Origin of the sequence: Xanthomonas sp. LF02-5 (assembly GCF_034105325.1) — a bacterium.
GTDB lineage: Bacteria > Pseudomonadota > Gammaproteobacteria > Xanthomonadales > Xanthomonadaceae > Xanthomonas_A > Xanthomonas_A sontii.
The window spans coordinates 114,857-133,091 of record NZ_JAXGGF010000004.1 but is presented as its reverse complement, the minus strand read 5'-3'; the positions used below and the strand labels follow the sequence as shown (position 1 = coordinate 133,091).

At 69.7% G+C, this 18,235-nt stretch carries 14 protein-coding genes; 7 read left to right on the top strand and 7 right to left on the bottom strand.

Annotated features, from left to right (window positions below):
* Positions 1-72: 72 nt before the first annotated feature.
* Positions 73-1,977, bottom strand: a complete 1,905-nt coding sequence (locus tag SLW52_RS12010) for an ATP-binding cassette domain-containing protein (protein ID WP_320740482.1) — start codon at positions 1,975-1,977, stop codon at positions 73-75.
* A 135-nt stretch (positions 1,978-2,112) separates the two neighbouring features.
* Here SLW52_RS12010 and dbpA point away from each other — a divergent pair, with 135 nt between their 5' ends.
* Entirely contained in the window at positions 2,113-3,489 is a 1,377-nt protein-coding gene (gene dbpA / locus SLW52_RS12005; RefSeq protein ID WP_320740483.1) for an ATP-dependent RNA helicase DbpA, read from the top strand.
* Positions 3,486-4,004: a hypothetical protein gene (locus SLW52_RS12000; RefSeq protein WP_295975715.1), complete on the top strand. Its 519-nt coding sequence runs from the start codon at positions 3,486-3,488 to the stop codon at positions 4,002-4,004. The genes dbpA and SLW52_RS12000 overlap by 4 nt, the downstream gene beginning before the upstream one ends.
* A 146-nt stretch (positions 4,005-4,150) precedes the next feature.
* Here SLW52_RS12000 and SLW52_RS11995 read toward each other — a convergent pair whose 3' ends face one another.
* The 3 genes from SLW52_RS11995 to SLW52_RS11985 all read right to left on the bottom strand — a co-directional run bounded on the left by SLW52_RS11995 (position 4,151) and on the right by SLW52_RS11985 (position 9,084).
* Positions 4,151-4,708: an adenine phosphoribosyltransferase gene (locus SLW52_RS11995; RefSeq protein ID WP_017909319.1), complete on the bottom strand. Its 558-nt coding sequence runs from the start codon at positions 4,706-4,708 to the stop codon at positions 4,151-4,153.
* Between the two features lie 83 nt (positions 4,709-4,791).
* Complete coding sequence (locus tag SLW52_RS11990; RefSeq protein ID WP_320740484.1) at positions 4,792-7,914, bottom strand: efflux RND transporter permease subunit; 3,123 nt, start codon at positions 7,912-7,914, stop codon at positions 4,792-4,794.
* 6 nt (positions 7,915-7,920) lie between these two features.
* Entirely contained in the window at positions 7,921-9,084 is a 1,164-nt protein-coding gene (locus tag SLW52_RS11985) for an efflux RND transporter periplasmic adaptor subunit (RefSeq protein ID WP_150410216.1), read from the bottom strand.
* Positions 9,085-9,221: 137 nt separating this feature from the next.
* Between SLW52_RS11985 and SLW52_RS11980 the strand changes: the two genes are divergently transcribed.
* Entirely contained in the window at positions 9,222-9,851 is a 630-nt protein-coding gene (locus SLW52_RS11980) for a TetR/AcrR family transcriptional regulator (RefSeq protein WP_267084534.1), read from the top strand.
* A 19-nt stretch (positions 9,852-9,870) separates the two neighbouring features.
* Here the strand turns inward: SLW52_RS11980 and SLW52_RS11975 are convergent, their stop codons facing one another.
* Positions 9,871-11,442: a protein adenylyltransferase SelO family protein gene (locus SLW52_RS11975; protein WP_320740485.1), complete on the bottom strand. Its 1,572-nt coding sequence runs from the start codon at positions 11,440-11,442 to the stop codon at positions 9,871-9,873.
* A gap of 279 nt (positions 11,443-11,721) precedes the next feature.
* On the opposite strand from SLW52_RS11975, the gene SLW52_RS11970 reads away from it, so the two are divergent.
* Positions 11,722-12,615 carry an alpha/beta hydrolase gene (locus SLW52_RS11970; protein WP_320740486.1) on the top strand — a complete coding sequence of 298 codons (894 nt, stop codon included), beginning with the start codon at positions 11,722-11,724 and terminating at the stop codon, positions 12,613-12,615.
* 21 nt (positions 12,616-12,636) lie between these two features.
* On the opposite strand, the gene SLW52_RS11965 is transcribed toward SLW52_RS11970, so the two are convergent.
* Both SLW52_RS11965 and SLW52_RS11960 read right to left on the bottom strand, forming a co-directional pair.
* Positions 12,637-13,329, bottom strand: coding sequence for a glutathione S-transferase (locus SLW52_RS11965; RefSeq protein ID WP_017909326.1), 693 nt, complete (start codon positions 13,327-13,329; stop codon positions 12,637-12,639).
* Positions 13,330-13,532: 203 nt separating this feature from the next.
* Positions 13,533-13,742 carry a cold-shock protein gene (locus SLW52_RS11960; RefSeq protein ID WP_017909327.1) on the bottom strand — a complete coding sequence of 70 codons (210 nt, stop codon included), beginning with the start codon at positions 13,740-13,742 and terminating at the stop codon, positions 13,533-13,535.
* Between the two features lie 490 nt (positions 13,743-14,232).
* Here SLW52_RS11960 and SLW52_RS11955 point away from each other — a divergent pair, with 490 nt between their 5' ends.
* The 3 genes from SLW52_RS11955 to SLW52_RS11945 all read left to right on the top strand — a co-directional run bounded on the left by SLW52_RS11955 (position 14,233) and on the right by SLW52_RS11945 (position 18,232).
* Entirely contained in the window at positions 14,233-14,778 is a 546-nt protein-coding gene (locus tag SLW52_RS11955) for a YaeQ family protein (protein ID WP_209244615.1), read from the top strand.
* Entirely contained in the window at positions 14,775-15,971 is a 1,197-nt protein-coding gene (locus tag SLW52_RS11950) for an NAD(P)/FAD-dependent oxidoreductase (RefSeq protein ID WP_267094311.1), read from the top strand. The genes SLW52_RS11955 and SLW52_RS11950 overlap by 4 nt, the downstream gene beginning before the upstream one ends.
* Before the next feature lie 188 nt (positions 15,972-16,159).
* On the top strand, positions 16,160-18,232 hold the full coding sequence (locus SLW52_RS11945; RefSeq protein WP_320740487.1) for an EAL domain-containing protein: 2,073 nt from the start codon (positions 16,160-16,162) through the stop codon (positions 18,230-18,232).
* Positions 18,233-18,235: the final 3 nt, after the last annotated feature.

Genomic DNA, 18,235 nt, shown 5'->3' with positions numbered 1-18,235 from the left:
GAACCAATGCCACTTGCTTGATTTGCCGTTGCTTTTCCGGGTCCCGGGTCCCCGGTCCCGGGCCCCGGTTTCTCACCCGTCCAGCTCGCTCCACCGCGCATACGCCGCATCCAGGTCCGCCTGCGCCTGGCTCAAGGCCTGCGTGTGCGTGGTCACCGCCGCCGCGTCGCGCTGGTAGAACGCCGGGTCGGCCATCGCCTCGGTCAGCGCCGCGACCTGCTGTTCAAGCGCTTCGATCCGCGCCGGCAACTGCTCCAGTTCCCGCGCGTCCTTGTAGCTGAGCTTGCGCTTGGCCGGCGCCGGCGCCGGCGCCGGCGCGGCTGCAGCGGCCGCGACCGGCGTGGTCGCCGCCGCGGTGGCCGAGGCCTTGGCCACCGCCATCGCGCTGGCCGGCGCCGCCGGGCGCTGGCGCACCCAGTCGCTGTAGCCGCCGACGTACTCGCCGATGCGGCCGTCGCCTTCCATGACCATGGTCGAGGTCACCACGTTGTCGATGAAGTCGCGATCGTGGCTGACCAGCAACAAGGTGCCGCTGTAGTCGCCCAGCAGCTCTTCCAGCAGCTCCAGGGTTTCCACGTCCAGGTCGTTGGTCGGTTCGTCCATCACCAGCAGGTTGGACGGCTGCGCGAACAGCCGCGCCAGCAGCAGGCGGTTGCGCTCGCCGCCGGACAGGCGGGTGATCGGCGCGCGCGCACGCTCCGGGGTGAACAGGAAGTCCTGCAGGTAGGCGTGCACGTGCTTGCGCTTGCCGTTGACCTCGATGAAGTCGCGGCCCTCGGCCACGTTCTCGATCGCGCTCCAGTCCTCGCGCAGGGTGGCGCGGTACTGGTCGAAATACGCCACCTGCAGATTGGTGCCGGCGCGCACTTCGCCACCGTCCGGGGTCAGTTCGCCCAGCAGCAGCTTCAGCAACGTGGTCTTGCCGCTGCCGTTGGGGCCGATCAGGCCGATACGGTCGCCGCGCAGGATTGTGGTGGAGAAGTCGCGCACCATGCTGCGCGTGCCGAAGGCGAAGCTCAGGTCATTGGCCTCGATCACCTTCTTGCCGGAGGACTCGCCCTGCGCGGCCTCCATGCGCACGTTGCCGCCGAGTTCGCGGCGCTGGGTGCGCTCGCGGCGCATCGCTTCCAGCCGCCGCACCCGGCCCTCGTCGCGGGTGCGCCGGGCCTTGATGCCCTGGCGGATCCACACTTCTTCCTGTGCCAACAGCTTGTCGAAGCGCGCGTTCTCCTGCGCCTGCGCATTGAGCCGCTCCTCGCGGCGGCGCTCGTAGTTGGCCCAGTCGCCCGGCCAGCTGCTGACCTGGCCGCGGTCGATCTCGACGATGCGCGTGGCCAGGGCACGCAGGAAACGCCGGTCGTGGGTCACGAACACCACGCTGCCGTTCCAGCCCTTGAGGAAGCCTTCCAGCCAGTCGATGGCCTCGATGTCGAGGTGGTTGGTGGGCTCGTCCAGCAACAACAGGTCCGGCGCCGAGACCAGCGCGCGCGCCAGCAATACGCGGCGCTTCATGCCGCCGGACAACCGCGCGAATTCGGCGTCGCCGTCCAGTTCCAGCCGCGTCAGGGTCTCGTTGACCCGCTGGTCCAGGGCCCAGCCATTGGCGGCATCGATCTTGGACTGCACCGCGCCCAGCGCATCGCCGTCGAATTCGGCGGCATGGCTGAGCCGATGGAACTCGGCCAGCCAATGGCCGAGTTCGCCCAGGCCGTCGGCGACCACGTCGAACACGCTGCCGGCGGCGCCATGCGGCACCTCCTGTTCCAGCCGGGCGATGCGCACGCCCTGCTGCACGCGGACCTCGCCGTCGTCGGGCTTGAGCTCGCCGGCGATCAGTTTCATCAGGGTGGATTTGCCGGCGCCGTTGCGGCCGATCAGGGCGATGCGTTCGCCCGGCTCGATCGACAGGTCGGTCTTTTCCAGCAGCAAGGGGCCGCCGACGCTGTAGTCGAGGTTCTGCAGAGTGATAAGAGGCATGCCGTATTGTACGGGACCCGGGACCCGGGACCCGGAAAGCAAAAAGCGGCGCGTCGTGCGAGTCGAAATGCCCTTTTGCTGTTGACGTTCCGGGTCCCGGGTCCCGAGTCCCGGCCCCACCAGCTAAAATGCCGCATGAACGATTTCGCCACCCTCTCCCTTTCCCCGGCGCTCGCGCCCGGCATCGACGCGCTCGGCTACACCCGCATGACCCCGGTGCAGGCGCAGAGCCTGCCGCCGATCCTGGCCGGCCAGGACGTCATCGTGCAGGCGCCCACCGGCAGCGGCAAGACCGCGGCGTTCGGCCTGGGCCTGCTGCACAAGCTGGATCCGGCACTGAGCCGCGCGCAGGCGCTGGTGCTGTGCCCGACCCGCGAACTGGCAGACCAGGTCGGCAAGCAGTTGCGCAAGCTGGCCACCGGCATCCCCAACATGAAGCTGGTGGTGCTGACCGGCGGCATGCCGCTGGCGCCGCAACTGGCCTCGCTGGAGGCGCACGACCCGCAGGTGGTAGTCGGCACGCCCGGCCGCATCCAGGAGCTGGCGCGCAAGCGCGCGCTGCACCTGGGCGGCGTGCGCACGCTGGTGCTGGACGAGGCCGACCGCATGCTCGACATGGGCTTCGAGGAGCCGATCCGCGAGATCGCCAGCCGCTGCGACAAGCATCGGCAGAGTCTGCTGTTCTCGGCCACCTTTCCCGAGGAAATCCGCGCCTTGGCGCGGGACCTGCTGAAGGAACCGGCGGAAATCACCGTCGAGGGCGCCGACAGCGCGCCGGAGATCGACCAGCAGTTCTTCGAGGTCGACCCCACCTACCGGCAGAAGGCGGTGGCCGGCCTGCTGATGCGCTTCACTCCCGAATCCAGCGTGGTGTTCTGCAATACCCGCAAGGAGGTCGACGAGGTCGCCGGCTCGCTGCAGCAGTTCGGCTTCTCCGCGCTGGCGCTGCATGGCGACATGGAACAGCGCGACCGCGACGAGGTGCTGGTGCGCTTCGTCAACCGCAGCTGCAACGTGCTGGTCGCCAGCGACGTGGCCGCGCGCGGGCTGGACGTGGAAGACCTGGCGGCGGTGATCAACTACGAACTGCCGACCGACACCGAGACCTACCGCCACCGCATCGGCCGCACCGCGCGCGCCGGCAAGCACGGCCTGGCCCTGAGCCTGGTGGCGCCGCGCGAGACCGCGCGCGCGCAGGCGCTGGAAACCGAGCAGGGCCAACCGCTGCGCTGGTCGCGCGCACCGCTGGCCACCGCACGGCCGGCGCAGCTGCCGCAGGCGGCGATGGTCACCCTGCGCATCGACGGCGGCAAGACCGACAAGCTACGTCCCGGCGACATCCTCGGCGCGCTGACCGGCGATGCCGGGCTGTCCGGCGCGGCGATCGGCAAGATCGCCATCTACCCCACCCGCTCCTACGTCGCCATCGCCCGCGCCCATGCCGGCAAGGCGCTGGCGCAGCTGCAGGCCGGCAAGATCAAGGGCCGCCGGTTCCGGGTCGCCAAGCTGTGAGCGCGGCGCAGCAGGTCCTGGCGTCGCTGCAACCGGACGAGGACGGCAACCTGTGGAGCGAGGCGGTGCCGGTGGCGTGGATGCACCATACCTGCTGTTTCATCCTGGAGGACTGCGCCGCCGGCGACATCCCGGCCGACGCCGCGTCCGCCATTGCGACGTTCCTGCAACTCGACGCCGCGGTCTTCGCCGCCGCCGCGCCGCACGTGTTCGCCTACTACACGCACACGCAGGCGCTGTGCGCCAAGTACGGATGGCCGTGCCCGGACATCGCCGGTCCCGACGAAATATGGGCGCACGTGCAGTTCGGCAGCGAGGCGTATCTACGCCGCTACCGCGATGGTCGCCTGCGCATCAGCCTGGAGTGCAACTGCGACTGGGAAGCCGAACACGGACTGCAGCTGGTGTTCGCCGACAACGGCCGGATCTGCAAGGTCGGTCCGTTCGATGGCCACCTAAGCCATGCCGCCGCGCATGCGGACCCCAGCCTGGAAACGGTGATCTACCCGACCTGACACGGTGCCTGCGGTTGCAGCGTCAGGCATCGCGTCAGGCATCGCCCGCGCCATGCGCGATCGCCACGACGCATGTGCGCCGCGGCCGCGCCCAATGCGTCGATCTCCGGCCGCGCCACCTGCGCAGCCAGGAGCAGTGGCCGTGCTCAGTACGTCAGCGTCGCCAGCAGCGGCAAGGTCTCGCTCCAGCGATCGCGTCCACGCAGCGCCTGCAGTTCCACCAGTACCGCGGCGCCGACCACTTCCAGTTCCAGTTGCTGCGCCAACGCCAGGGCCGCGCGCAAGGTGCCGCCGGTGGCGAGCACGTCATCGACCAGCAGCACGCGCGAACCGGCCGGCAGCGCATCGGCGTGCATTTCGATGCGGTCGCTGCCGTACTCCAGCGCGTACTCCTGGGTCACCGTCCTGCCCGGCAGCTTGCCCGGCTTGCGCACCGGCACGAAGCCCGTGCGCAGTTCGTGCGCCAGCGCCGCCCCCAGGATGAAGCCGCGCGACTCGATGCCCAGCACCGCCTGCAGCGGCGTGGTGCGCCACGGACGCGCCATTTCGTCCAGCGCCGAGGCGAAATCCGGGCCGTCGGCCAGCAGCGGGGTGATGTCCTTGAACACGATGCCCGGCTTCGGGAAATCGGCGATATCGCGAATGCGGCCGGACCAGTGGGCCGGTGCGTCGCTGGGCGCGCCGCAGCAGGAGGAATCGTTCATCGCACAGTCGTATGGCGTGGGGGAACGCAAAGTCTAGTCGCAAGGCAGCACCGCGTCGCGGAGCCGCCTCGTCGGTCTACGATTTACGTCGCCGCTGCGCTCGCGTCCTGCCGCGCGGACCCGCGAAACAAGCCGCGCACCAGCACGAAGAACAACGGCACCAGCAACACTGCCAGCACGGTGCCGGTGACCATGCCGCCGATCACGCACACGCCGATCTCGCGGCGGCTGGAGGCGCCGGCGCCGGTGGACAGCGCCAGCGGCAGCACACCGGCAACGAACGCCAGCGAGGTCATCACGATCGGTCGCAGGCGCAGCCGCGCGCCTTCCAGTGTCGCCTCCAGCAACGGTCGCCCGGCACGCTGCCGCGCCTCGGCGAATTCGACGATCAGGATCGCGTTCTTCGCCGACAGGCCGATCGTGGTCAACAGGCCGACCTGGAAGTAGATGTCGTTGACGAAGCCGGCCAGGGTGGTCGCCAGCACGGTGCCGACCACACCCAGCGGAATCACCAGCAGCACCGCCACCGGGATCGACCAGCTTTCGTACAGCGCCGCCAGGCACAGGAAAATGAACAGGATCGAGGCGGTGTACAGCCACAGCGTCTGGTTGCTGGACAACTGCTCCTGGTAGGACAGCCCACTCCATTGCAGATCGAAGCCCTCCTGCTTGGCCACCAGCGCCTGCATCCGCTGCATCGCCTCGCCGGAACTGCTGCCGGCCGCCGCGCCGCCCTGGATCTGCGATGCCGGCAGGCCGTTGAAGCGCTGCTGCAACTGCGGGCCGCGGGTCCAGTGGGTGCTGGCGAAACTGGCGAACGGCGCCATCTGCCCGCCGCTGCCGCGCACGTACCACTGCGCGATGTCCTCCGGCAGCGCGCGGTACGGCGCATCGCCCTGCACGTACACGCGCTTGACCCGGCCGCGGTCGATGAAGTCGTTGACGTAGCTGCCGCCCCAGGCGGTGGCCAGGGTCGCGTTGATGTCGCTCTGCGCCAGGCCCAGCGCGCTGGCCTGGGCGTGGTCGATGTCCACCTGCAGTTGCGCCTTGTCGCCCAGGCCGTTGAGCCGCACCGCGGTCAGCTGCGGATCGTCGCCGGCCTCCTTGAGCACCTGCTGCTGCGCCTTCAGCAGCGCCGCGCGGCCGGCGCCGTCGCTGTCGCGGATCCACAGTTCGAAGCCGCTGGACTGGCCCAGGCCGCGCACCGCCGGCGGCGACAGCACGCTGATCTTGGCGTCGCCGACACCGCGGAAATGCGCGTTGGCGCGGTCGATGATGGCCTGCGCGGTGTTGTCGCGGTTGCGCTCGCCCCACGGCTTGAGCGCCACGAAGGCCTGGCCGGCGTTCTGCCCGGTGCCGGCGTTGTTGCGGCCGACCACCATGAAGATCGCGGTGAGATTGGCCTTCTCGTGGGTCATGAAGTAATCGCTGATGCGCTTGCCCAGCGCCTGGGTCTTGGCCAGCGGCGTGCCTTCCGGGGTGGTGAACTGGATCTGCACCTGGCCCTGGTCCTCCACCGGCAGGAAGCCGGTCGGCATGCGCATGTACAGCACCACCATCGTCAGCGCTACCAGCGCATACAGCGCCATCCAGCGCCGCGGCCGCTGCAGCACCGTGCCGAGGCGGCGCTGGTAGGCCTGCTGGCCACGCTCGACGCTGCGGTTGAACCACTGGAAGAAGCGGCCGAGCTTGCGCTCCTGTTCCACCGGCTTGAGCAGGGTCGCGCACAGCGCCGGGGTCAGGGTCAGCGCGACCAGCGCCGACAGCGCCATCGCCGAGGCGATGGTGATGGAGAACTGCCGGTAGATGATGCCGGTGGAGCCGCCGAAGAACGCCATCGGCAGGAACACCGCGCCCAGCACCACGGTGATGCCGATCAGCGCGCCGGTGATCTCGCCCATCGAGCGCTCGGTGGCCTCGCGCGGCGGCAGGTGTTCCTCATGCATGATCCGCTCGACGTTCTCCACCACCACGATGGCGTCGTCGACCAGCAGGCCGATCGCCAGCACCATCGCGAACAGGGTCAGCGTGTTGATGGTGAAGCCTGCCGCGGCGAGGATGCCGAAGGTGCCCAACAGCACCACCGGCACGGTGATCGCGGGGATCAGCGTGGCGCGCGCGTTCTGCAGGAACAGGAACATCACCACCACCACCAGCACGATGGCCTCGGCCAGGGTGTGCACCACGTTCTCGATCGAGATGCGCACGAACGGCGTGCTGTCGCGCGGATAGGCCACGTCCAGGCCCGGCGGGAAGGTCGGCTTGAGCCGTTCGATGGTGGCGTGGATCGCATCGGAGGTGGCGATCGCATTGGCGCCGGCGGACAGCGTCACCGAGAAGCCGGACGCCGGGTGGCCGTTGAGCGTGGCGTTGTTCTGGTAGTTCTCCGCGCCGATCTCCACCCGCGCCACATCGCCCAGGCGCACGCTGGAACCGTCCGCGCGCGTGGCCAGGATGATCTGCCGGAACTGCTCGGGCGTCTGCAGCCGCGACTGCGCGGTGACCGTGGCGTTGAGTTCCTGCTCGGCGCCGGTGGGCAGCGCGCCGAGTTCGCCGGCGGTGACCTGGGTGTTCTGCGCCAGGATCGCGCTGCGCACGTCGCCCGGCATCAGTTGGTAGGCGTTGAGCTTGTGCGGGTCCAGCCATACCCGCATCGCGTACTGCGCGCCGAACACGTTGATCTCTCCGACGCCGTTGATGCGGCTGATCGGGTCCTGCAGGGTGCTGACCAGGTAGTCGGAGATGTCGACGTTGTCCATGCGGTCGGTGCGGTCGTAGATCGCCACCGCCATCAGGCTGTCGCCCTGCGACTTGGCCACGGTCACGCCCTGCTGCTGCACTTCCTGCGGCAGCCGGTTGAGCGCCTGGTTGACCGCGTTCTGCACCTGCACCTGGGCGATGTCCGGGTTGGCCGCCTGGTCGAAGGTGATGCTGATCCGCGCCTGCCCCGACGAGGAACTGGTCGAGGAGAAGTACAGCAGGTGGTCGATGCCCTTGATCTGCTGTTCGATCACCTGGGTGACGCTGTCCTCCACGGTCTGCGCCGAGGCGCCGTTGTAGGTGGCGGTGACGTTGACCGAGGGCGGCGCGATGTCCGGGTACTGCTCGATCGGCAGGGTGAACACGGCGATGGCGCCGGCGGCCATGATGCAGATCGCCAGGACCCAGGCGAAGATGGGGCGGTGGATGAAGAAACGCGGCAGCATGCCGGCTCAGCCCTGGCCGGCGGCAGGCGCGGCCGCGGCGGCGGCGGTCTTCACCGTCACCTTGGCACCGTCGCTGAGGCCTTGCCGGCCCGCCACCACCACCCGCTCGCCGGGCTTGAGGCCATCGCCGACCAGCCAGCGGTCGCCGACCGCGCGCAGCGTGGTGAACTCGCGCTGGCGCACCACGTTGTCGGCGCCCACCACCCAGGCCACCGCCTCGCCGCGCGGGGTGCGGTCCACCGCCGCCTGCGGCACCAGCAGGGCCTGCTGGCGCACGCCCTGCCCGACCAGCGCGCGCACATACATGCCCGGCAGCAGTTGCGCATCGGGATTGGGGAAGCGCGCGCGCAGGGTCACCGCACCGGTGGTCTCCTCCACGTCGAGGTCGGCGAACTCCAGCGTGCCCGGCAGCGGATACGCGGTACCGTCGGACAGGGTCAGCCGCACCTGCGTGCTGGCCGGCTGCACGCCTCCGGCGGCGATCGCCCGACGCAGCGCCAGGAACTGATTGCCGGACTGGGTGATGTCCACGTTCATCGGATCCAGTTGCTGGATCTTGGCGATGGCATCGGTCTGGTTGGCGGTGACCAGCGCGCCGGGGGTCACCCGCGCGCGGCCGATGCGCCCGCCGATCGGCGCCAGCACCGTGGCGAAGCGCAGCTGCGTGCGCGCGGTGTCCAGCGCCGCGCGTTGCGCGTCGCGGCTGGCCAGCGCCTGCTTGTAGGCGGCCTGCGCATCGTCCACATCCTGCTGCGCGGCCAGCCGGGTCTTGCCCAGGGTGCGGTAGCGTTCTGCGCGCAGCGTGGCGGCGGCGAGCGTGGCCTCGGCGGTGGCCAGGTTGGCCTGCGCCTGGTTGGCCGCGGCCTGGTACAGGGTCGGCTCGATCTGGAACAGCGGCTGCCCGGCCCGCACCGTGGCGCCCTCCTCGAACAGCCGCTGGCGCAGGATGCCGCTGACCTGCGGCCGCACCTCCGATTCTTCCGAGGCCACGGTGCGCCCGGCCAGTTCCACGCTCAGCGGGACGCTCTGCGGCTGCAGGGTCACCACCTCCACCGTCTTCGCTGCCGGCGCCGGGGCCTTGCCTCCCCCCTTGCAGCCGGCGAACGCGAGCACGACGACGGACAGCAGCAACGGCAGCGCGCGGCGGCGCTGGACGAAAGGCGCGGGCATGCGCTTGATCCTGGGGACGGCGGGGAGGATCATTTAATTTACTCAAAGACAAAAAAACAATCATGAAGGGAAGCACAACCCTTCGCCGCCAGGATGCGCAAACTGCGACGGCGACGGCCGAGCCGGCGACAACTGTCGTGCCCGCGCGCCCGCGTGGACGGCCGGCACTGGCGCGGCCACGCCTGCTGGCGGCGGCACGCACCCTGCTGCTGGAACACGGGCTGGACGTGTCGCTGGAACAGATCGCCAGCCAGGCCGGGCTCACCCGGCAGAGCCTGTACAACCATTTTTCCAGCAAGGCCGAGCTGCTGATGCAGGTGTTCGAGGCCCTGGGCGAGGAGCTGCAGACCCGGCTGGAGAACATCGGCAGCGCCACCGCGCAGGACCTGCCCGCAACCCTGCGGCAGATCGCGCTGACCGTGCCGGCGCACCTGTACGCGCCCGACGCCTTGCGCCTGCATCGCCTGCTGGTGCAGGCCAGCGCGCAGATGCCGGACCTGCTGCAGTCGCTGCACCAGCGCCGCGCCGGCCGCCTGCGCGAGCGCCTGAGCGCCTTGCTGCAGACCCTGCACGCGCGCGGCGATGTGCAGGTCGCACGCCCCACCCTCGCCGCCACCGCGTTCATCGGCGCCACCTTCGGCTATGCCTATCCCGGCGCGATGCTCAACGGACAGGCGCCGGACGCGGCCGCGCAGCAGGCGCTGGCGGAGGAAGTGGTGGCGACCTTCCTGGCTGCCTGGCGCTATCGCGGCGCGACCGCGCCCTGAGCGCACGCGCCGGCCTCGCTCAGGAACTGCACGACAGCATCGAACAACCAGCCCGGCTGCGCGCCCAGTCCGGACGCTTCGCGGCGAAGGCCTCGCGCCCGGGCTGCTCGTCGTAGGGACGCCGCATCACCTCCAGCAGCTCGTCGATGCCGCCGGTGTCGCCCTGCTCGGCGCGGTCGATCGCCTGCTGCGCCAGGTAGTTGCGCAGCACGTAGCGCGGGTTGGCCGCGCGCATCTGCTCCGCACGCACGGCGGCGGGCAGCGGATCCTGCTGCAGGCGCTGCGCATAGCGGGCCAGCCAGGCCTCGAACGCCGGCGCCTGCGTCGCCAGCTTGGCGGGGTCGTAAAACGCGTCGGCCAGCGCCGTCAGCGCCTGCGCCGGCGTCCACGGCGGCAGCGGCAATGCGCTCAAGCCGCGGAACCACAGGGTCATGTCGACCTCGCCCTGCTGCAGCAAATCCAGCACGTCGCGCATCAGCGCCACATCGTCATCACCGCACTGTTGCAGACCGAGCTTGGCCGCGATGTTGTCGCGCTCGGCCTGCGCATACTCGGCGCGGAACCGTTCGAGGCCGTCGTGCAGCGGCGCCACGTCGTCGAACAGCGGCGCCAGCGCCTGCGCCAGCCGACCCAGGTTCCAGTACGCGACCTGCGGCTGCGTGCCGAACCGGTAGCGGCGCCCCTGCGCATCGGTGGTGTTGGGCGTCCAGTCCGGGTCGTAGTCGTCGACCCAGCCATACGGGCCGTAGTCGATGGTCAGGCCCAGGATCGACATGTTGTCGGTATTCATCACCCCGTGCACGAAGCCGACCCGCATCCAGTGCGCCACCATGCGTGCGGTGCGCGCACAGATCTCGGCGAACCAGGCCGCATCGCGTGCGCCACCGGTGCCGGACAGCGCCGGGAAATCGCGTGCGATCACCAGATCGGCCAGGCGCCGCAGCAAGGCGGTGTCGCCCCGCGCCGCCGGCAGTTCGAAACTGCCGAAGCGCACGAACGAGGGCGCCACCCGGCACACCACCGCGCCCGGTTCGGCGCGCGGGTGACCGTCGTAGAACATGTCGCGCACCACCGTCTCGCCGGTGCCGACTAGGCTCAGCGCACGTGTGGTCGGCACGCCCAGGTGATGCATGGCCTCGCTGCACAGGAACTCGCGGATCGACGAGCGCAGCACGGCGCGGCCGTCGGCGCCGCGCGAATACGGCGTGGGCCCGGCGCCCTTGAGCTGCAGCTCCCAGCGCCGCCCGTCCACGCCCAGCGCCTCGCCCAGCGAGATCGCGCGGCCGTCGCCGAGTTGCCCAGCCCAATGCCCGAACTGGTGGCCACCGTAGTTCGCCGCATAAGGCTGCATGCCCGGATAACGCGCATTGCCGGCGAACACCGCGGCGAACTCCGGCGCCCGCACCTCCTGCTCGGACAGCCCGAGCAAGGCGGCCACCTCCGGCGAATACGCCAGCAGCCGCGGCGCCGCGACCGGCGTCGGCTCGACCGGCGACCACAGCGCGCCCAGCACCTCGCGGCGCCGCGGACCGGTTTCCGGGTCGCCAGGCAGCTCGGCGACGAAGCGATTGTCGAAACGCAAGGAAGGCATGGGCAAGAGCGTAGAAGTCGCAGGCTTCATTGGAAAGTCCGCGAGGTGAGCATCCAGTGCACGCCAGGTATCGCGAGAGCCCGAAAAGCCCCTCTCCCCCCGGGAGAGGGGTTGGGGTGAGGGTCCGACCACCGCGAACCCAGCGTACGCGCAGTAACCCCCGCTTTGACCACTCCCCACTCCCCACTCCCCACTCCCCACTCCTCACTCCCCGCCCCACCTCCACTCGCCGCCGACATGGGCATCCGGCATGCTCCGCGCTCCTCTCAGGGATCGCCCATGTCCGACCGACCGTCTTCGCCCCGCTGGCCCCGCAACGCCCTGATCGCCCTGTCCTCGCTGCTGGTCTCGGCCTGCAGCAGCCTGTTCTTCGGCGGCCTCAACGCCAGTTCCTCGCGGCATGGCCTCCACGAGCAACGTGGGATCGTCTACGACGCGGCGCATGGCCTGGCACTGGACGTGTATCGCCCCGCCGGGGTGGAGCACGCGCCGGTGGTGGTGTTCTTCCACGGCGGTACCTGGAAGACCGGCAACCGCCAGAACTACCGCTGGGCCGGCGAAGCGCTGGCGCGGCACGGCGTGGTCGCGATCGTGCCGGACTACCGCAAGTATCCGCAGGTGACCCTGGACGGCTTCATGCGCGATGCCGCCACGGCGGTGGCCTGGAGCCAGCACCATGCCGCCGACTACGGCGGCGATCCGCAACGGCTGGTGCTGATGGGCCACTCCGCCGGCGCGCACATCGCCGCGCTGCTGGCGACCGACGCTCATTGGCTGCAGGCGCAGGGCATGTCGCCGCGGCAACTGTGCGGCCTGGTCGGGCTGGCCGGCCCCTACGACTTCCTGCCACTGACCGATCCGGACCTGATCGGCATGTTCGGCCAGGACCCGGCGCAACAGCGGCGCTCGCAGCCGGTGAACTTCGTCGACGGCGACGAGCCGCCGGCGCTGCTGTTGCACGGCGACGCCGACACCGTGGTGGAGCCGCGCAACAGCCAGTCGCTGCAGGCCGCGCTGGAGCGCGCCGGGGTACCGGCCGAACTGAAGACCTATCCCGGCGTCGGCCACATGCGCCTGGTGCTGGCGCTGCGCAAGGATGACCCGGCGCTGCCGGTCATGGCCGACAGCATCGCCTTCGTGCGTGCCTGCCCGGCACGTCCCGCCGCCCGCTGACCCGGACGATGCGGACGGAACTCAGCCGTCCGCGCTGCCGAGCAGTTCGAATGGACCACCCTGCTGCAGCGCGCGCTGATAGGCGGGGCGCTGCTCGATCCGCTGCACGAACCCGGCCAGGTTCGGATGCGTCTGCAGGCCGATGCGCGCCGCGGCGGCCTGCACCGGGAAGCTCATCTGCACGTCCGCGGCGGTGAAGCGGTCGCCGGCGAACCAGCCGGTCTCTGCCAGTTCGCGCTCCATCCAGTCCAGGTGCAGGCGCACCTGCGGACCGACGAAACCATGCATCGCCTTGTCGACGATGGCCTTGGCGATCGGCCGCGCGAAGAACGGCATCTTCGCCGAGCGGATCCGCCCGAACACCAGGCTCATCAGCAGCGGCGGCATCGCCGACCCCTCGGCGTAGTGCATCCAGTAGCGGTAGCGCAGGCGCTCGGGCGAATCCAGCGGCTGCGGCGCCGGCGACAGCGTGCTGCCGGTGTCGTAGCGGTCCACCAGATAGTCGAGGATGGCCCCGGACTCGGCGAGGACGTGACCGTCGTCCACCAGCACCGGCGACTTGCCCAGCGGATGGATCGCGCGCAGCTCCGGCGGCGCCAGCATGGTCTTGGGATCGCGCTGGTACTTGATCACCTGGTACGGCAGCGCCAGTTCCTCCAGCAACCACAGCACGCGCTGCGACCGGGACTGGTTGAGGTGATGCACGGTGATCATGGCGACTGCTCCGGAGCTCGGGGGCCGCCATGGTAGCCGGATGCAGGTGTGAACCCGCGCATGCAGGGCATGGTCGCTGCATCTGGCGCCATGGCGACGGCGCCGCGATCAGCGGAAGTTCGCTGCGCGAAAAAGAAACGCCCAAACAAAAACGCCGGAAGCTTGCGCTCCCGGCGTTCGGCACCTTGCGGTGGCAGACGTCCTTAGACGGCCTGCACCTGGTCAGCCTGCATACCCTTCTGGCCCTGCACGGCGACGAAGGTCACCTTCTGGCCTTCCTGCAGCGACTTGAAGCCGGTGCCCTGGATCGCGCGGAAATGCACGAACAGGTCCGGGCCGCTTTCCGGGGTGATGAAGCCGAAGCCCTTGGCATCGTTGAACCACTTCACGGTACCGTTCTGACGCTCAGACATTGCTAACTCCTGAAACATTGAATTGAAGAAATCGCAGCCATCGGAAATCGAGGCCGAGACTGAGTTGCAGGCGTTAGTAAAGCGAGCGGAACGATGAAGTGGATCGTGAGATCTACTGCACCAAGCCACGATTCACGGTGACTCTAGCAAACACAGTGAGGCCACCATACGCGGGTCGTGATCAAAAAGCGACATGTTTGTGTAGACAAACCGGGATCCACCACAAGGAAGCTGAACCCCACCCTAAAGTTAATGCCGGCGCTGCCGATCCGCCTGCCGATCCGCGGAAACTGCGCAAATCCGCCCTGGACCGGACAACGGCGACTGAGCCTGCGACCACGCCGGAGGTGGCCGTGACTCCCCCTCCCCCCACCCCGGCCCCGGGTCGGACACGCGCCCCCCGTGCCTCGATTCTCCCGCTTCCCCACAAGTTCCCGGCCAGCGGCGGCCCCACACCGTATCCTAGTGCGCCCTCGATCCCGGTAGCCGCATGGCCCTCACCGCCACCCTCCGCAAGGCGGAGCTGCAGATTTCCGACATGGACCGCGGCTACTACGCCGCCCATTCGCTGACCCTGGCGCAACACCCGTCCGAAACCGATCAGCGGCTGATGGCACGCCTGCTGACCTTCGCCCTGTACGCCGAGGAGCGCCTGCTGTTCGGCAAGGGCCTGAGCAGCGACGACGAGCCCGACCTGTGGCGGATGGACTACACCGGCGCAATCGAGCAATGGATCGAGGTCGGCCAGCCCGACGAGTCGCGGGTACGCAAGGCCTGCGGCCGGGCGCGCTCGGTGGTGGTGGCCAACTACGGCGGCCGCGCCGCGGACATCTGGTGGGACAAGAATGCCTCCGCCCTAGGCAAGCTCAAGCAGGTGCAGGTGATCGACCTGCCGGCCGATGCCGTCGCCGCGGCGGCCGAGCTGATCCAGCGCAGCATGCGCTTCGACGTGGTGATCCAGGACGGCGAGGTGCAGTGGCTGGGCGACAGCGGCAGCTTCGCCTTCACCCCCACGGTGCGCAAAGCCGCGGCATGAGCGCCGGGACCGCCCCCCTCCGCACCGATGTCGTGGTACTCGGCGCCGGCGCCGCCGGGCTGATGTGCGCGATCGCCGCCGGCCAGCGCGGGCGCCGGGTGCGGGTGATCGACCATGCCAACAAGGTCGGCAAGAAGATCCTGATGTCCGGCGGCGGCCGCTGCAACTTCACCAATACCGGCACCGGGCCGGGCAACTTCCTGTCGGCCAACCCGCACTTCTGCAAATCGGCGCTGGCCCGCTACCGCCCCACCGACTTCATCGACCTGGTCGAGCGCCACGGCATCGCCTATCACGAGAAGGAACTGGGCCAGCTGTTCTGCGACGTGTCCTCCAAGCAGATCGTGCGCATGCTGGTGGACGAGTGCGCCGCGGCGGGGGTGACGGTGCGCACCGACTGCAGCGTGCGCGCGGTGGAACGCGGCAGCGAAGGGTTCCGCCTGGACACCGACGATGGCCCGGTGCATGCGGCCTCGCTGGTGGTGGCGACCGGCGGCCTGTCGATCCCCAGCCTCGGCGCCAGCGGCTTCGGCTACGAGCTGGCGCGGCAGTTCGGCCACGCGGTGCTGCCGACCCGCGCCGGGCTGGTGCCGCTGACCCTGAGCGGCAAGCACCAGGAACGCCTGCACGACCTGTCCGGCCTGGCGCTGCCGGTGGAGGCCAGCTGCAACGGTGCGCGCTTCCGCAACTTCATGCTGATCACCCACCGCGGCGTCAGCGGCCCGGCGATCCTGCAGATCTCCTCGTACTGGCAACCGGGCGACGACCTGCGCCTGGACCTGTTGCCGGGGCAGGACGCGGCGACCTGGCTGCGCGAACAGAAACGCCTGCGCGGCGCCGCCGAGTTGCGCACGGTACTCGGCGAGGCACTGCCGCGCCGCTTCGCACAACGCCTGTGCGAGGTGTGGCTGCCGGACAAGCCGGTGCGCCAGCTGGACGAGCCACAGCTGCGCGCCGCCGCCGAGCTGCTCGGCGCCTGGCCGCTGGTGGCCAGCGGCACCGAGGGCTACCGCACCGCCGAAGTCACCCTGGGCGGCGTGGACACCGACCAGGTGTCGTCCTCGACCATGGAATCGCGGCGCGTGCCCGGCCTGTACTTCGTCGGCGAAGTGCTCGACGTCACCGGCTGGCTGGGCGGCTACAACTTCCAGTGGGCCTGGGCCTCGGGCCATGCCGCTGGTTTGGCGGCCTAGCGGGCGGGAATGGGGAATCGGGAATGGGGACTCGAAACACCGCTCGTTGCGCGCGCGTCTCGGTCCACCCGCGAACGTGCAGACACGGCAGTCCGCTCTTGCGACTCCCCGTTCCCGATTCCCCATTCCCGAACAACATGGACGCGACCGCGGGCATCGTGTATTAAACCCCGTCCCCGGGAGGCTTCATGCACACAGGCAAAGACATCACCCTCCGCCTGATGATCATCGACGACAGCGGCGAAGACGCCGAGGCGATCGTCAGCAGCCTGCGCAACAGCGGCATCGCGGTGCGCCCGTCGCGGCCGCAGCACGCCGAGGAGTTGTCGGCGATGCTGACCGCGCAGCCGATCGACCTGGTGCTCAGCGCACAGGCGCAGTCGATCCCCCTGCCGCAGGTGCTGCAACGGGTCGCCGCCAGCGGCAAGGACATCCCGGTCATCGTGCTGGCCGAGCGCATCGACGAACAGGAATGGCTGGAGGCGGTGGCCGGCGGCGCGCGCGCGATCGCGCTGCGGCAGCGGCCCGAGCACTTGCTGGCGGTGGTCCGCACCACCTGGGCCGACCTGCAGGCGCGGCGCGGCCTGCGCCGGATCGAAGCGCAGATGCGCGAGACCGAGCGCCGCTGCGACGCGCTGATCGCCTCCTCGCGCGATCCGATCGCCTACATCCACGAGGGCATGCACATCCGCGCCAACGACGCCTACCTGGAGATGTTCGGGTTCGAGTCGTTCGACGACGTCGAAGGCGTGTCGCTGCTGGACATGGTCGCCCCGCAACACGTGGAAGGTTTCAAGCAGTTGCTGAAGTCGCTGAGCAAGGGCGAGCCGCCGCCGGCGCAGTACCAGGTGGACGCGCGCACCCTGGAAGGCGACAGCTTTCCGGCGACGATGGAATTCGCCACCGCCAGCTACGAGGGCGAGGCCTGCGTGCAGGTGGTGTTCCGCCGCCGCGAGGAGTTCGACCCGGAACTGGCGCGCGAGGTCGAGGACCTGCGCCAGCGCGACCAGGTCACCGGTCTGCTCAACCGCCCGACCTTCATGCTGGCGCTGGAAACCGCGGTGGCCCAGGTCGGCCGCGGCGAGGGCCAGTACGGCTTCCTGCTGGTCGAGCCGGATCATTACGCACGCCTGTTGGCCGACATCGGCCTGGATTCGGCCGATGCGCTGGTCGCCGCATTGGCCCAGCACCTGGCCGCGGCCATCGACGGCGACGTGCAGGCGGCGCGCTTCGGCGAGCACAACTTCGCACTGCTGCTGGAAGGCGACTACGCGCGCACCGCGGCGCTGGCCGAGCGCCTGCTGCAGGCCTACGCCAGCCAGGTGTTCAGCGTCGGCGAGCGCTCGGCCACGGTCACCGTCAGCATCGGCGGCGTGCAGATCGGCGAGAAGATCGCCAGCGTCGGCCAGGTCCTGGCCCGCGCCAGCGAGAACGTGCAGGCGACCGTCGAACTGGGCGGCAACGCCTGCAAGATCTTCGACCCGGGCGCGGCCGACCGACTCGAGGAAGAGCGCGTGCAGCGCTGGGTGCAGCACCTGCGCGAGGCCCTGGCCGGCGACGGCTTCCTGCTGCACTACCAGCCGGTGCTGAACCTGCAGGGCGACCAGCACGAGCTGTACGAGGCCTACCTGCGCCTGGAGCGCAACGACGAGCTGATCGGCCCGTCGACCTTCCTCGGCATCGCCGCCGAGCATGGCCTGACCGCCGAGATCGACCGTTGGGTGGTCGCGCGTGCGATCGCCGTCATCGGCGAACGCCAGCGCGCCGGCCACGCCACCAGCCTGCTGGTCAAGGTCAGCCCGGAAGCCTTCGCCGACACGCAGATGGTCGACCTGATCCGGCGCGAACTGGCGACGCACGGCGTGCCCGGCGACCGCCTGTGGCTGCAGACGCCGGAGGCCAAGGTGTTCACCCACCTGCGCAACGCGCAGCAGTTCCTGGCCGACGCCACCGCCCTGGGCTGCAAGGTCGGGCTGGAACAGTTCGGCTCCGGCCTGGACTCGTTCCAGTTGCTGGCGCACTTCCAGCCCTCGTTCCTGAAGCTGGACCGCGGCTTCACCCAGGACCTGACCCAGACCCGCGAGCACCAGGACAAGATCCGCGAGATCACCGCGCGCGCGCAGTCGGCGAGCATCCGCACCATCGCCGAGTTCGTGTCCGACGCGACCTCGATGAGCCTGCTGTTCAGCGCCGGCGTCGACTACGTGCAGGGCGAATTCGTCGGCCTGGCGGCGCCGGGGATGACGTTCGATTTTGCCTGAGGG